This window comes from Xanthomonas sp. CFBP 8443, from assembly GCF_025666195.1.
In the GTDB taxonomy this organism is placed as follows: domain Bacteria; phylum Pseudomonadota; class Gammaproteobacteria; order Xanthomonadales; family Xanthomonadaceae; genus Xanthomonas_A.
This window is the reverse complement of sequence record NZ_CP102592.1, coordinates 4,413,230-4,427,375: the sequence shown is the minus strand read 5'-3', so window position 1 is coordinate 4,427,375 and position 14,146 is coordinate 4,413,230. Positions and strand designations below refer to the sequence as shown.

The window sequence follows — 14,146 nt, the reverse complement described above, 5'->3', positions numbered from 1 at the left end:
GCCGCGCAGGATCGTCGCTTGCAGCGATGCGCCTGTGTCGCCTACCCGCTGCGCCGTCCTTGGCGCGGCAGCCGTCACGAGAATATATCCGCCACATAGCGGCCGTGTTCGCGTTCGACGCGATCGGCCCAGGCGTTGGCCTCCTCGGCGCTGACGTCCATGCCCTCGCGATAGATCCGCACGAAGGTATCGCGTACCGCCGGTGCCATGCGTTCGCCGTCGCCGCAGACGAAGACGGTGGCGCCTTGCCGGAACAACGCGGACACCTGCGCGCGGTCCTGCCACAGGCGGTGCTGGACATAGGCCACGCCATCCTGCGGCGCTTGCGAGAAGGCCGGGCGCACATCGACCACGCCCATGTCGCGCCAGCGCTGCAATTCCTCCCTGTACAGATAGTCGACGTCGGGATGGTCGATGCCGAAGAACAGCAACGCCTCGCCGACGTCGCGGCCGCCCGCTTTCTGGATCGCGCGCTCCTGCAGGAAGCCGTGGAACGGCGCGATGCCGCTGCCGGCGCAGACCAGGATGATCGGTGTGGCCGGATCCTCCGGCGGGTGGAAGCTGGCCTGCGACGGCCGCACCGCGACCGAGACCGGCGCGCCTTCGCCCAGGCCGGCCAGGTAGGTGGAGGCCACGCCGCGGCGGCGCCCGATCCCGGACAGTGCCGGCACGTCGAGCACGGCCACGGTCAGCGAACACTGCGCAGGGTCGCGCAGCGGCGAGGAGGAAATGGAATATTGGCGCGCGCGCAGGGCGGGCAGCGCGTCGAGGTAGGCGCCCAGCGACAGCTCGCAGGCCGGGAAGCGTTCCAGCAGATCGAGCAGGCTGGTCTTCTTGGCGAGGACCTCGTCGGCGTAGGCCGGCTCGGCGGCCAGTGCCTGCAGCGCGTCGCGATCGGGCGGGCAGCGCGTGGTGGCGGCCAGTTGCGCCACCTGCGCGCGGGTCGCCGGTTGCGCCAGTTCCACGTAGTCGGTGAGCACCTCGGCCAGCGCCACCGGATAGCCGCTGGGCAGGGCGGATGCGGCGCCGGGCCGCTTGCCGATGAGCACCTGGGTGTCGCTGGCCAGGCCGAAGCGCCGCAGCACGCGCTCGACCTGCGCGGCGGGGTTGCGTGGCAGCACCGCGAGATAGTCGCCGGTGCGGTAGCGCATGCCCTCGGGCAGGGCGATCTCGATGTGGCGCTTGGAGCGCGCGAACGGCGCGGCCATGTCGACCAGTTCGCGGTTCTCGACGATGCGGCCCTGGTCGAGCTCGGTGAGCCGCAACGCGCCCAGGCGCGCGGAGGGAACGATGTCCACCTGCAGCGCGTGCGCGGTCTGCGCCGTGGTCGCCTTCCCCAGCGCCTGGCCGAGGTCGGGCCACAATCCGGCGTACCAGGCGTCGAAACCGCCGAAGAAATCGCCGCCGGCATCGGTTTCGCCGCGGGGCTTGAAGCGCGCGGCGCCGGCCGCTTCGAATGCGGCATCGATCCGCTTCGGAATCGCCTGGTAGGTGCGCGCCCACTGCCGGTTGCCGCACCCGAACACGGTGTAGCGCACGCCGGCCAGTTCGCCGGCGGGCAGCGTCTCGATCCAGTCCACGAAGCGGCGCGCGTTGTCCGGCGGCTGGCCTTCGTAGGAGGAGGCGACCACCACCACTGCGCCGTCGCGGGGCAAGTGGCCGGCGTAGTCGTCCAGCGGCGCCACCACTGGCGCATAGCCTTGCGCCACCGCATCGCCGCCGATGCGCTGCGCGAACGCTTCGCAGGAGCCGGAATTGCCGCCGTACAGCACCAGCAGCGGCGTGCCCGGTGCGGTGCCGTCGGCTGCCGGCATCGCGGCCGGCGCCAGGGGTTTCTGCGGCGCGGACGGCACCGCGCTGCGGCGGCGCAGGGCGACCGCGTCGCGCCGGCGCGCGCGGATGCGGAAACCGTCCGGCTTCAAGGTCAGCGTTTCCGCCACCTCGAGCTGATAGTTCGGATCGGCCTGGTCCAGGTCGAAACGCTGCAGGATCATGCTCAGCACCAGCTGCGCTTCCTGCATCGCGAAGCCGCGCCCGATGCAGGCGCGCGCGCCGTTGCCGAACGGTTTCCAGGCATTGGGCGGGAGCCGCTCGGCCGCCTCGGGCGCGAAGCGCTCCGGCCGGAACGCTTCCGGGTCCTCCCACACGGCCGGGTCGCGATGCAGGCCGGGAATCAGCACGAGCAGGGTGTCCTGCGGCGCGATCGCATAGCGGCCGGCCAGCGTGGTCGCTTCGCGCGCCGCGACCGCGAACGCCGGCGCGGTGGGCCACAGCCGCAGGGTTTCCTGCAGGATCTGCTCGATGTAGCGCAGCTTGGCCAGGTCCTCGACCTGCGGTGGCTGCGTGCCCAGCGCGGTATCCACCGCCTGGCGCGCGCGTGCCAGCGCCGCCGGATTGCGCAGCAGCAGGTACAGCGCGAACGACAGCAGCCCGCTGGTGGTCTCGTGGCCGGCGATCAGGAAGGTCACTAGCTGATAGCGGATGTTCTCGTCCGACAGCGCCTCGCCCGTGGCCTGGTCGCGTCCGTACAGCATCAGGTTGAGCAGGTCGTCGCGCGAGGCCGCGCCCGGGTCGGCCCTGCGCTCGGCGATCAAGGTATCGGCGACGCTGCGGATCATCGCCAGGTCGGCCTCGTAACGGCGCCGGCCGGGCGCCAGCAGGCGATTGGCGAGGTCGGGGCGGCGCGCGCGCGCTCCGGCCTCGGCCAACGCGCCGACCATCGCGGCGACGAAGGGGTGCATCTCGTTCTGGTAGAAGCTGTTGAAGCGGTAATCGAAGGCGCACAGCGCGATCGTATCCAGCGTCAGCCGGGTCATGTTGTCGGCCACGTCGATCGCCGCGTCCGGGCCGAACCGCTCCCAGCGCTGCAGCATCTGTTCGGCGATGTCCTCCATGCGCCCGAACATCGCGCGCACGCCGATCGGGCCGAACGCGGGCATCAGCAGCCGGTGCGCCTTGGCCCAGTTGGGTTCGTCGTTGTAGGCGGTGAACAGGCCGTCGCCGCCGAGGTCGCGCAGCGCTTCGAGCGGGCGGTGCAACTTCTTCTCAAAGCGGGTTTCGTCGCAGACCTCGTCCACCAGGTGCTGCCCGCTCAGCACGGTCAGCGACAGCGGGCCGCTGTTCAGGCGGAAGATCGGGCCGTGCACCTTGGCCAGGCGCATCAGGCTCTGCACGGGGGCATCGCCGTCGAGGTGGTGGAAATTGCCGAGCAGCGGCAGCGAGCGCGGTTGCGGGATTGCGTCGGTCATGGGGTGCCTTCCTGTGGGGAGCGCAGCGTGGTGAGCGGCGGGGCGCCGGCATCGCTGTGCGGGGGATGCAGCAGGGTGGCGAGGACGGTCTCGACCAGCCGCGTCCGCGCCGTGGCGGCGCCGATTTCCGGGGCCAGTCGCGCCAGCAACTGCGGGAACTCCGGCGGCTGGCTCAGCATGCTGTTCAGCAGCACGAAGAACAGCGCCGGATGCGTCGCCTTCACGATGCCGGCCTCGATTCCTGCAAGCACCAGTGCATGCCCGGCCGCGTAGGCGGGGCGCAGCAACTGCTCGGTGACCACGGCGGCCCGCTCGGGGCTTTCGGAGACCACGCGCGCGACGAAGTCGCGCACTGCCGGGTTGGTCTCGTAGAAGGCGGCCATGATCAGGATCGCGTCGGTCAGCCGCTGCAGCAGCGCGCGCCCGTCGTGTTCGGTCAGTTGCGCCATTGCCGCAAGCCGGGGCCGCAGGGCATGCGAGAGCTGCTCCACGCAGGCGCTCCACAGCTGGGCCTTGCTGCCGAAATGCACGCGCACCAGGCTCGGGCTCACTCCTGCGGCCGCGGCGATGGTGCGGATGTCGGCGCGGTCGAAGCCATGCTGGGCAAAGATGCCGGTCGCCGCCGACAGCAGCGCCTGGCGGCCGTCGGCCCGGTCTCTGGTCGGGCGGCCGCGGGGGCGTGGGGGTGGCTTGGCGCTCATGTCCGGGTGTGCGTCCGCATAAATGTTCAGATGTACATTTAATGCCGGCCGCGGTTTTCTTCAAGGTGGCCGTTCAGCGGGTAGTTCGTTTGCTGCTACGGACTGCAGGCAACGCCGCGCTGCGCCTGCGTGCCAGCCAATGCGGCGCCGGTGGCGGCGCGTAGCGAAGACGGGCGATCGGCGCCGTGTCGCTGCTTGCGCCGCCTTCTTCGCTCAAGCCCGCAGGCGCTTCACTTCGGGGTTCCCAGCCCGCCGATGTTGACCATCACCCGCAGGCCGATCACCAGCGCGTTGTCCGGCGCGCGGCGTGCGGCGGTGTTGCCGAGGATGTCGGGATTGACGATGTACTGCACGCTCGGGACCAGGGACAGCGGCAACTGTGCGACGCGATAGCTGTAGTTGAGTTCGAGGATCGTCTCGTTGCGCGAGATCCCCGGCGCGGCGCCGCGCTTGCGCAGCAGGTCGTTCATGTAGCCCTGCTGGTCGGCGCTGAAGCGGTAGTAGTTGGCGATGGCGCCGAATCCGTCGTTCGGGCGCGAGTCGAACGGGCCGGCGTAGTACAGGCCGGCGGTGAGCTGCAGGTCGTACACCTGGCGCGCATCCAGCGGCGCGGCGATGTTGCCGAACGCGACCAGCATGCGTTTGCCGGCCATGCCCTGCGGCCGGTAGAGCGCGCGTTCGCCCATCAGGTAGGCGCCCCAGCGCCCTCCGTCGTACATGCGCGCCGGTCCGCCGGACAGGCCGCGCAATCCGCCGGCCTGGTTGTAGCGCAGGTCGGCGTAGTCGGCAGAGTTGTACCAGACGCCGGCCACGTAGCGCGGTGCGCCCTGGCCGCGCGCCGGATCGGGTTCGTAGCCGACCTCCAGCGTGCCGAGCACGCCGTTGCTGTCGGCGGTGCTCCAGTCCAAGCCGTTGGTGTTCTTGCGTTGCGGATTGAGTTCGAACGCGCCGACCGAGACGTAGCGCGCATCGGGCTTGTAGCGCAGCTTCGCGCCCCAGTTGACGTAGGGAAAACCGACGAAGCCGCCATCGGCCTGGCTCAGCTGGAACGGGCAATCCGAGGCGCCGACGAAGCGGCAACCGTAGCGGCTGCGCGCGAACTGCCAGGTGGTGTTCATGCGCCCGGCGACCAGCTGCCAGCGGCCATCGGCGAACGCCTGCTCCCAGGTGAGCTGCGCCAGTTGCGCCTGTTGTTGCGGATACCAGTAGCCCTGCACCTTGACCGCGTTGCCGATCTGGCGCTGCGACAGGCTGTCGCCGTAGTACCAGGCGCCGGTCGCGTGCACGGTGGCGCCGGGGATGCCGAACAGCCGCTCCAGATCCAGGTCGGCACCGGCGACCACGCCGCCGGCGTTGCGATCGCCGCGCGCCAGCCCGCCGCTGGCGTTGCGCGCATAGTCGTTGGACCAGACGAAACGCGGCGCGATGCCGTGTTCGTCCAGCCAACTGTCGGTATCGGCGGCAACGGCGGTGGCGGACAGCGTGGCCAAGGCCGCCAGCGCGAGGAACGGAACGAAAGAACGCGATCGGGACATGGGACGCTCCACGGACGAGGCGATGCACGCGGCGGACGCGCGCGGCAGGGACGCGGCGTCGCGGCAGTGCGCGAAGGGAAGACAGCGTCCGGTCGTGGAGCCGCAGGACAGCGTCGCGTCCGTCGCTAAGCGGACACGGCATTGCGCAGGCTCGTGGGAGGACCGGCAAAGTCGCGGCGGCACGTACGTTGCGCGGCGCCGAAGCGCGCGCCATCGTCGCCACGGATGGGCCGCGCGGCGGCGCGGCCCATCGGACTGGATCGGACTGCCTGGGTCAGGCCACCTTGCCGAGGCCGGCGGCGGCCATCGCGTCGGCGATTTCCTTGTCGGCGCCTTCGGCCAGCGGCAGCAGCGGCGAACGCACCGTGGCGTGGTCGAGCAGGCCGCGCGCGGCCAGCGCCCACTTCAGCGCGACCGAGCCTTCCATATGCGAACCGCGGTGATAGACGCTCTTGGTCACCGGCAGCAGGCGGTCGTGCAGGGCGCGCGCCTTGGCGTAGTCCTTGGCCTTGCCGGCGGCGATCATCTCGATCAGCGGCTCCGGCGCGATGCAGCCGTAGCCCACCAGTGCGCCGTCTACGTCGAACATGGTGTGCAGCAGGTATTCGTCGTGGCAGGTCAGCACCGGCACGTGCGGCCGCTCCTTGCGGAACACCGGGATCTCGGTGTCCCAGCGCTTCATGTTGCGCACGCCGTTCTTCATCGCGATCACGCCCGGCAGCGCGGCGATCTCCAGCAGCGTGTCCAGGTTGTAAGTGGCCTTGGTCACGTCCGGGTACTGGAACAGGATCATCGGCAGGCCGCTGGCCTCGTGGATGGCCTTGTAGCGATCCTGCGGCGCGCCCTTCTGGTAGCCGAAGCGCAGCCAGCCGTGCGAGGGATAGATCAGACCGGCCGAGGCGCCGGCGGCGACCGCGCGCTTGGCTTCGTCGGCGGCGACGCGGGTGCCTTCCAGGGTGATGCCGGCGATGATCGGGATGCGGGCGTCGACCGCATCGCGGAACGCCTCGATCACCTTGGCCTGCTCGTCGCGCTCCAGGAACGTGCCTTCGCCGGCGTGGCCGAGCACGGTCAGGCCCTTGACGCCCTCGATGCCGCCCAGCCACTTGCCGATGCGCTTGATGGCGGGATAGTCGACGGCGCCGTCGCGGGTGAACGGGGTGACGGGCGCGGGAACCAGGCCTTTCAGGTCGATGTTGCTCATGCTGTTTTCCTCTTGTTTCGGATCAACGGGGGATGGAGTCGAACGCAGCGTCCGACGTGGGGGTGGTGCGTGGAGGCGCTAGTAAGCGGGCCTCTGGAGGGATGCGTGCGGTGTGGGCGGGTACTGCAGCCGATGCGCTCAGGGCGAGAGTTCTTCCAGCGATCGGCCCTTGGTTTCCAGCGCGCACAGCAGCGTCACCGCCGCGCCGGCCAGCAGCACGACGGCGAAGGCGACGAACACGTAGCGCAGGCCGATGCCGGCGATGACCGCGCCGACCACCAGCGGTCCGCTGGCCGATCCCAGGCGCAGCCAGGCGCTGCCCAGGCCGGTGCCGATGGCGCGGATGCGGGTGGGGTAGAGCTCGGCCGAATACAGGTACAGCGAGAAGGTGATGGTCTGCACCGCGGCGTAGGCCAGCGCTGCGAACACCAGCACCTGCAGCGCCGATGTGCCGCCCAGCATCGCCAGCGCCAGCAGCGGAATGCTGCCGGCGGCGAAGGCGATGACGTACCAGCGCTTGCGCCCGACCTTGTCGATCGACAGCGCGCACACCACCGCGGCGGCGACGCCGGCCAGCGAGGTGAGGAAGCCGTAGGCGATGCTCTGCTGCAGCGGCAAGCCGAAATGCTGGCGATACAGCGTCGGCAGCCAGGTGATGATGCCGTTGGCCACCAGGTAGGAGCAGAACCACAGGCACCAGATCACCAGCGTGCGCTTGAGGTAGACGCTGCCGAACAGTTCGCGCCAGTCCGAACGTTGCGCCTTGGGCAGCGCGTTGCGGTCGAACACCGGCGCCGGCAGCGGGCCATGGCGGCGCTCGGCGCTGCGCTCCAGTTCGGACACGATCGCATCGGCCTTGTGGTAGCGGCCCTTGGAGGCCAGCCAGCGCGGCGACTCGAACATGAAGAAGCGCAGCGGGATCATCACCACCGCGGGAATCAACCCGACCATGAACATCGCCTTCCAGCCGTAGGCCGGGACCAGGAAGTAGCCGATGCCGCCGGCGGCGACCAGGCCCAGCAGGAACATCACCTCGTACAGCAGGAAGAAGCGGCCGCGCTTCTTGGAGCCGATCAGTTCGTTGATGTAGGCGCTGGCCACCGGCACTTCGCCGCCGGTGCCGATGCCCTGGATGAAGCGGAACGCCATCATCGCCGCGGCGCTGCCGGCGAACAGGCAGGCCACGTCCATCGACACGAACAGCAGGATGGTGAACAGCAGCACGTGCAGGCGGCCGACGCGCTCGGCCAGCCAGCCGAAGAACACCGCGCCGAGCAGTTGGCCCAGGTAGCCGGCCGACAGGATCATGCCGATCTGCGCCGGCGTCAGCTGCCACTCCTTGGCCAGCACCGGCATCGCGTAGGCGATGGCGATCACCGTGTAGCCGTCGAAGAAGGTGGCGGCGCCGACGATGTTGCGTGCCCACCAGACCTGGCGGGTGACGGGAAGGCGTTCGAGCCGGGCGCCGATCTGCGCCTGCGCCTCGGCGGGCGGCAGCGAACGTACGGCAGTGGCGGGGGCGGCGGTGGTGGGCATGAGCATCGTTGCTGCCTCTCACAGGACAAGAAGAACCCGGCGCGGGCGCCGGAGCGTCCACGAAGCGGTCGGATTGCAGGGGAACCGGGCGGGCGCCCGGGCGGTCAGGTGCTGGGTGCGGTCACGGCGATACTCCCGCTGGCCTGGATCGCGAAGGCGATGTCCTTGGCCGCGAGCAGGGTGGGTTGCAGGGCGGTGCGCAGCAGTTCGTCATGGCTGGTGCGCACCGACGGTGCGGCGACGCTGATCGCGCCGAGCGGATAGTCGTCGGCATCCAGCACCGGCACCGCCAGCACGCGCAGTCCCTCGGTCAGCATCGAGTCGAGGATCACGTGGCGGTCGCGGCGGATGCGTTCGAAGGTGCCGAGCATGGCGGCGATCTCCGGCGCGTGCGGTGCGTGCACGTTCACCCCCGTCACCCGGGTCACTTCCTCTGGCGACAGGTGCGCGAGCATGGCCAGGCCGATCGCGGTGCGGGTGCTGGGCACGGTGGTGCCGATGCGGATATCCACGCCCAGCCGGGTGATGCCGGCGCGGACCCGCTCGATGTAGAGCACGTCCGGGCCCTGCAGCACGGCGAAGCTGGCCGCTTCGTTGACATCGCTGACCAGCGCGCGCAGCAACGGGCGCACCACGCTGCGCAGGTCGCGGCGGGCGATGGCGTGGAAGCCGAGGTCGAGCACCTTCAGCGTCAGCCGGAAGCGGCGGCTTTCGGGAATGCGGCTCACGTAGCCGAGTTCGACCAGCGTGTTGAGCATGCGGAACGTGGTTCCCGGGTCGAGCCTGGCCAGCGCCGCGATCTGGCTCAGCGACAGTTCCTCGTGCTCGGAGGAAAACGCCTCGAGCACCCGGAAGCCCTTCGCCAGTGACTGCACGGTGCTGCGCAGCTTCTTGTCCGCCGCGGCCTCGTCGCCGTCGGCGGCGGCGGGGTCCAATGCACTTGGGGAAATCGTCTTGGTCATCTGCACATCCCTGGTGGCCGTCGTACGTCGCCAGCTTGCCGAACCGGCCGGATGGTGTCGCTTGACAAGCGTGTTTCGGATTGCGAAAATTATTTCGAAAGTACACGCCAAGGTTCGCCAAGCGCTCTCGCCGCGTCAAGTTGCGGCGCAGCATCGGCGACGTGTGATCGTGCGCGGCGCGATCGGCGACATGGTCCGCGCCTGGTTCCAGGCGGCCGAGCGTGCGCCGCAGGATCGAATTCCCAATTTCCAAACCGGCTGCATTGCCGTGTGCGTGGCGCAAGACGTAGCGCCCTGTCGAAGTAGCTGGAGCCGCGTCTTGGATTCGCCGTGGCGGCGGCACCATGTGAGATCGGTGCGATTCCAATGCTTCGAGCGGCGTGCGCGCTGTGGCGGATCGCCATGTAGACGAACGGCTCCGCGATCGGCAGCGCAAGCGTTGCTGGCAGACAACCCCGCGCGGCGCCGATAGCGTGGCGTATGGCCCGAACCAACCGACAGGCGCCGCAACCACCTGCGCAGAAATGGTGGCAGACGTTGTCGTTCAAGCGCGCCGCCGCCGAGGTGTCGGCGGTGCTGGTGCTGGTCGGCGGCACCTACGGGTTCGTGCAGTACGTGGAGGTCAAGCCGCTGGAACGGCGCCTGGCCGAAGCGCAGGCCGCCGCTTGCAAGCCGGCGCCCAGTTCGCCATTGATCGCGTTCGGCTTGTTGCCGGGCGACAGCCGCGTCCTCTGGGATGGCGCGCTGACGGTGACCAACGCGACGCGCGGCGAGGACGGCGCGGGGACGCGGTTGCGGGCGACGCCACGCGAGGGTGCGCCGGTCGAGCGGGCAGGGCTGGCGCCGGGCGACAATTTCGATGTGCCGGTTGCCGGACACGGCACGTATCAGGTCTACCTGAAAAGAAGCTCGGCCGACTTCATCGAGGTGTCAGTGCTGCATCGGCCATGACGGCCGCGACGGGCGAAGGCGGCGCGCGCCTGCTACGCCTGCGTGGCGATCTCGTTGTCGTCAACGGATGCTGGACTTCGCGCAGCGGCGCCCCGGCGCTACTGCGGCTGCGTCACCGCGCCTGCGCGGTCTCGACCACGGCGCCGTTCTCGTACACGGTCAACCGGCGTGTGCCCGTGTCCGCCGCCGGCGCGAACACGAAGCGCAGGTCGCGTTCCATGGCAAAGAAGCGGGTCGGCGATTCGGCGTGCAGGGTCACCACCAGTGCGCCGGCGCTGAGCTTCAGGTGGTCGCCTTCCACGGCGACGCGGATGTCGCCCACGCGCGCGCCGCGATAGTCGCCGGCGTAGCCGGCCAGGACCTCGGGTGCCAGGCGCAGCTGCGTGGTGGGCGGCACGTACGCCGCCGCGGCGTGCGCGTAGCTGTAGATGCGGCGCATGCGCCAATGTCCGTCCACCGACTGCCAGAGATTGGTGAATTCGGCCTGCCCGTCCAGGCGCTCGGGCTCGCCGTTGCGCTGCACGTGGAAGCGATGCGTGCCCGCCAGCAGCGCGAAGCCGCCGGCCAGCGGATGGAACTGCACGTCGCCGGCGGCCGCGTCGCGACGCAGGTGCATCGCCGGGTCGGCGCAGGGGCCATCGCGCAAGGATCGCAGCACCGCCGCCTTCGATGCGGTCAGGCCGGTCTTGTCGTGGTAGAACTCCACGTCGTCGGTGAGCAGTTCGCCCATCGTGCGCATGTCGCAGGCGTTGTAGGCCTGCCAGTAGCGCGCATCGGCGGCGCGCACCGCCGCTTCGTCGTCGGCCGCCGCGGCGGCGCCGCTCAGGCCCAGCAGCGCGCACAGCGCAAGATGGCGAAGGGACATGGCGGACTCCTGCAGCAGGAGTGCGATTGCACCTCAACGCTGCGCGCCCGCCGCGTGCAACAAGTCATGGGCACCGATGGACGTCGGCGTTCGGTGGTCATGGCGAAGGGCACCAAGCGCGGCGATGCAGCGAAGGCGGCGCTGCCGAGGCTGCTGATCAGCTGAAAGAGATGTCGTGCCAGCAGCGCCGCATGGCCGAGCGGCGAGCGCACGACGTCGCCGCGTCGCAACGGCAGAAAATGCGTCTGCGGGTTGCCGCACACCGGCCGCTGACGCTGCGCAATACCGTTACCATGCCCTGCGCCGCGACATGGCGCGTGCGCCTGCATGCGGCCGCATGTCGCCAAGATGACGGCGATCGCGCGCGTGCGATGAGCGCGAAGATGCGTCCGCTACGCAATCGTCGCATACTGGGCATGCAGGGGTGCGAGGGAGGAGCGGTTGGCGGTGCTGATGCAAGGCGGTGGGACGTTCAAACGAGTGCTGCACGGCCCGGCCAGATGGCTGCGTGCGGTGCCGATCGCCGACCCGGTGGATCTGCGCAATGCGCCGATGTTCCAGGTGGTGCTGTTGCTGTTCGGGACCTTGCCTGTCGCTGCGTGGCTGTATCGCGCGATCGCGGTGCCGGTGGCGTGGCGTCCCGGCGAACTGACCAGCCTGGCGTTGAGCGCGCTGTTCAGCGCGGTCGCGCTGCTGGGCGTGGTGCTGATCCGTTTCGGCCGCTTCCGCTGGGCCGCCTACCAGATGTTGGGCGTGTTCGCGATCTCGGTCCTGGCCAGCCACGCCGCCAGCGGATTCGGTGGGCAACGCTTCGAGCAGCCGGTGCTGGTGGTGCCGATGGCGATCGCCGCGCTGGCGGTGGGGCGGCCGGCGCTGTGGACGATGTTCGCCGCCGTCGCGCTGTCGTTCGCGCTCGGGACCTATGTGGACATCGGCAATGGCGAGCCGCAGGACGTCATCGGCGATGCGGTCATCAGCGGCGTCATCTTCCTGCTGATCGCGGTGGTGCTGGACCGCACCTCGGCCGCGTTGCGGCAGAGCCTGCGCGAGGTGCAGGTACGCGCCGAGCAACTCGGTCTCGCGCACGACACGCTGCGGCGCGAAGTGGAGGAGCGGCAGCGGATCGAAGACCAGCTGGTGAACGCGAAGAAGGTGGAGGCGGTGGCGCGGCTCGCCTCCGGCCTCAACCACGATTTCAACCATCTGCTGAGCCTGGTGCTGGGCTACGTGCGCCAGGGACGCCGCGCCGGCGACGCGCCGGCGATCGCCGCGGCGTTCGACGGGGTCGAGTCGGCGGCCAGGCGCGCCACCGCGCTCAGCGCGAAGTTGCTCAGCTTCAGCCGCCAGGACGAGACCCAGGCCGAGACGCTGGATCTCGGCGAACTGGTGGCGACGTTGCGGCCGCTGCTGAAGCAGGCGCTCAAGCCCGGCATCGCGCTGGAGGTGCAGGTGCCGCCCGGGCTGCAGGTGCATTTCGACCGGCAGCAGCTGGAGTTGATCCTGCTTAACCTGGTCGCCAATGCCGACGATGCGATGGAACACGGCGGCACCGTGACCCTGCACGGCCGGCGCGTCGGCGGCGAAGCCTGGCTGCAGTGCCGCGATACCGGCCCGGGCATTCCCGCGGCCCTGCGCGAAAAGATCTTCGAGCCGTTCTTCACCACCAAGCCGGTCGGCCATGGCACCGGGCTCGGCCTGGCGATGGCCAACGGGCTGATGCAGCGGCATGGCGCGCGCATCTGGGTCGACGCCGAGACCGGTGCCGGTGCCGCGTTCGTGCTGAGCTTCCCGCATGGGCAGGCGCAGCCGCCCGCGCTGGCGGGCGCGAAAGGCGTGGAGGGCTAGCGCGTGGCGTGTGCTTGCCGTTTGCAGGGCGCCGCGTATGCGTGGCTGGCGCCGTCAGGGACGTGCCGGCGATGACGGCGTCGCCGGGGCTGGTGCTGGCCGGGGTGCGGATCGCGGTGGTCGAGGACGATCCCGAACTGCGCGCGATCGTGGTCGACGAACTGCGCCACGAAGGCGCCCAGGTGCTCGGCTTCGGCAGCGCCGAGGCGTTGTACCGGCACCTGCTGGGCGATGTCTGCGATCTGGTGGTGCTGGACGTCGGGCTGCCGGGCGAAGACGGCTATTCGGTGGCGCGCTATCTGCGGCAGATCGTGCCGCAGGCGGGCATCGTGATGCTGACCGGCCGCGGCGCGAACACCGACATGACCCGCGGCCTGATGCAGGGCGCGGACCTGTACCTGGTCAAGCCGCTGGACGTGGAGCTGCTGATCGCGGCGCTGGCCAACCTGCGTCGGCGCCTGCAGCCCGCGGCACCGTCTGCGGCGCCGACCGTGCAGGACTGGCGGCTGAGCGACGACGGCTGGACGCTGTTCGCGCCGGGCGCGCGGACGCTGGCGCTGACCGAGGCCGAGCGTGGTCTGTTGAAGACGCTGTTCGCGCAGCGCGGCGCGCCGGTCGACCGCGACACGCTGATCGCCGCGGTCACCGATGCGCCGTGGGATTTTGATCCGCACCGCCTGGAGGTGCTGGTGCACCGGCTGCGCGCACGGGTGACGGCCGCGACCGCGGCGACGCTGCCGCTGCGCGCCGTGCGCGGGCAGGGGTATCTGCTGGGCGAGGCGGCGTAGGGCTGCCGGCCCGGTCGGGATAGGCCGCGCCGTGCCTGGGCGCGTGTGCGGCCGGTAAGGACTGGGGCTATCTCCCGCAGGGAGCCGAGCCGCCGCAGCCCGGTGCGCCCGAGCGTATCCCTTCGAAGTGCCGTGTTCGGCATCCGGGCGGCTGCGCGCATTGGACCGCCTGCCGCCTGCCGCGCCGCCACCGCACCACCACCCGCACGTTGGCACCGCCGATGCGCCGCTCTCCAATCGCGCAATGTCCCCAGGATGTCTCCCAGATGTCCCGCATTCGCGCATGGGCCGCGGATCCGACGCTTGCGCGATCGGTAGACAGATTGGCGGGTTTCGCCGGCTGCGCCGACGTCCATTCTTTCGTCACAGCCCAATAACGAGGGCGTCCCATTGCGGTTGCGGCATCCGTCTCGTTGCGCGCGTGAGGAAGTGAGAGCGAACGCGAACCGCTGCTACTGACTGCCTGCACCCGCCTGCGCAGAATCCGCGCCACCACACCGGCAGGCCCAGC

Annotated in this window: 11 protein-coding genes; 4 read left to right on the top strand and 7 right to left on the bottom strand. The window is 70.1% G+C overall.

The genetic code is table 11. The features are described 5' to 3' along the window. Window positions 1–74 precede the first annotated feature (74 nt). The 6 genes from NUG20_RS18440 to NUG20_RS18415 all read right to left on the bottom strand — a co-directional run bounded on the left by NUG20_RS18440 (window position 75) and on the right by NUG20_RS18415 (window position 9,186). The gene (locus NUG20_RS18440) at window positions 75–3,248 is read right to left on the bottom strand and encodes a bifunctional cytochrome P450/NADPH--P450 reductase (RefSeq protein ID WP_263395866.1); all 3,174 of its coding nucleotides are present in this window, start codon (window positions 3,246–3,248) and stop codon (window positions 75–77) included. Continuing rightward, window positions 3,245–3,949 (bottom strand): TetR/AcrR family transcriptional regulator, encoded by a 705-nt coding sequence (locus NUG20_RS18435; RefSeq protein ID WP_263395865.1) that lies wholly within the window; start codon window positions 3,947–3,949, stop codon window positions 3,245–3,247. Before NUG20_RS18435 ends, NUG20_RS18440 begins: the two co-directional genes overlap by 4 nt. A 230-nt stretch (window positions 3,950–4,179) precedes the next feature. Beyond that, window positions 4,180–5,484, bottom strand: coding sequence for a carbohydrate porin (locus NUG20_RS18430; protein ID WP_263395864.1), 1,305 nt, complete (start codon window positions 5,482–5,484; stop codon window positions 4,180–4,182). Window positions 5,485–5,758: 274 nt separating this feature from the next. Continuing rightward, window positions 5,759–6,688, bottom strand: a complete 930-nt coding sequence (locus tag NUG20_RS18425; RefSeq protein WP_263395863.1) for a dihydrodipicolinate synthase family protein — start codon at window positions 6,686–6,688, stop codon at window positions 5,759–5,761. Between the two features lie 138 nt (window positions 6,689–6,826). Then, the gene (locus tag NUG20_RS18420; RefSeq protein ID WP_263395862.1) at window positions 6,827–8,224 is read right to left on the bottom strand and encodes an MFS transporter; all 1,398 of its coding nucleotides are present in this window, start codon (window positions 8,222–8,224) and stop codon (window positions 6,827–6,829) included. A 104-nt stretch (window positions 8,225–8,328) separates the two neighbouring features. Continuing rightward, window positions 8,329–9,186 (bottom strand): IclR family transcriptional regulator, encoded by an 858-nt coding sequence (locus NUG20_RS18415; protein WP_263395861.1) that lies wholly within the window; start codon window positions 9,184–9,186, stop codon window positions 8,329–8,331. A gap of 537 nt (window positions 9,187–9,723) precedes the next feature. Between NUG20_RS18415 and NUG20_RS18410 the strand changes: the two genes are divergently transcribed. Beyond that, entirely contained in the window at window positions 9,724–10,137 is a 414-nt protein-coding gene (locus tag NUG20_RS18410; protein WP_263395860.1) for a hypothetical protein, read from the top strand. 112 nt (window positions 10,138–10,249) lie between these two features. Here NUG20_RS18410 and NUG20_RS18405 read toward each other — a convergent pair whose 3' ends face one another. Continuing rightward, entirely contained in the window at window positions 10,250–11,002 is a 753-nt protein-coding gene (locus NUG20_RS18405) for a nuclear transport factor 2 family protein (protein ID WP_263395859.1), read from the bottom strand. Here NUG20_RS18405 and NUG20_RS18400 point away from each other — a divergent pair. From NUG20_RS18400 to NUG20_RS18390, 3 genes are all read left to right on the top strand, one after another. Further along, on the top strand, window positions 10,988–11,167 hold the full coding sequence (locus NUG20_RS18400) for a hypothetical protein (RefSeq protein WP_263395858.1): 180 nt from the start codon (window positions 10,988–10,990) through the stop codon (window positions 11,165–11,167). The two genes, NUG20_RS18405 and NUG20_RS18400, sit on opposite strands and share 15 nt — an antisense overlap. Window positions 11,168–11,455: 288 nt before the next feature. Continuing rightward, entirely contained in the window at window positions 11,456–12,847 is a 1,392-nt protein-coding gene (locus NUG20_RS18395; protein ID WP_263398536.1) for a sensor histidine kinase, read from the top strand. Window positions 12,848–12,918: 71 nt separating this feature from the next. Continuing rightward, window positions 12,919–13,635, top strand: coding sequence for a response regulator transcription factor (locus tag NUG20_RS18390; protein WP_263395857.1), 717 nt, complete (start codon window positions 12,919–12,921; stop codon window positions 13,633–13,635). Window positions 13,636–14,146 lie beyond the last annotated feature (511 nt).

Bases quoted from the DNA above. Each gene is read 5' to 3' on its own strand.
- NUG20_RS18430 (WP_263395864.1), bottom strand. From the start codon at position 5,484: ATGTCCCGATCGCGTTCTTTCGTTCCGTTCCTCGCGCTGGCGGCCTTG.
- NUG20_RS18400 (WP_263395858.1), top strand. From the start codon at position 10,988: ATGGCGAAGGGACATGGCGGACTCCTGCAGCAGGAGTGCGATTGCACC.
- NUG20_RS18415 (WP_263395861.1), bottom strand. From the start codon at position 9,186: ATGACCAAGACGATTTCCCCAAGTGCATTGGACCCCGCCGCCGCCGAC.
- NUG20_RS18435 (WP_263395865.1), bottom strand. From the start codon at position 3,949: ATGAGCGCCAAGCCACCCCCACGCCCCCGCGGCCGCCCGACCAGAGAC.
- NUG20_RS18405 (WP_263395859.1), bottom strand. From the start codon at position 11,002: ATGTCCCTTCGCCATCTTGCGCTGTGCGCGCTGCTGGGCCTGAGCGGC.
- NUG20_RS18440 (WP_263395866.1), bottom strand. From the start codon at position 3,248: ATGACCGACGCAATCCCGCAACCGCGCTCGCTGCCGCTGCTCGGCAAT.
- NUG20_RS18420 (WP_263395862.1), bottom strand. From the start codon at position 8,224: ATGCCCACCACCGCCGCCCCCGCCACTGCCGTACGTTCGCTGCCGCCC.
- NUG20_RS18425 (WP_263395863.1), bottom strand. From the start codon at position 6,688: ATGAGCAACATCGACCTGAAAGGCCTGGTTCCCGCGCCCGTCACCCCG.
- NUG20_RS18395 (WP_263398536.1), top strand. From the start codon at position 11,456: ATGCAAGGCGGTGGGACGTTCAAACGAGTGCTGCACGGCCCGGCCAGA.
- NUG20_RS18390 (WP_263395857.1), top strand. From the start codon at position 12,919: ATGACGGCGTCGCCGGGGCTGGTGCTGGCCGGGGTGCGGATCGCGGTG.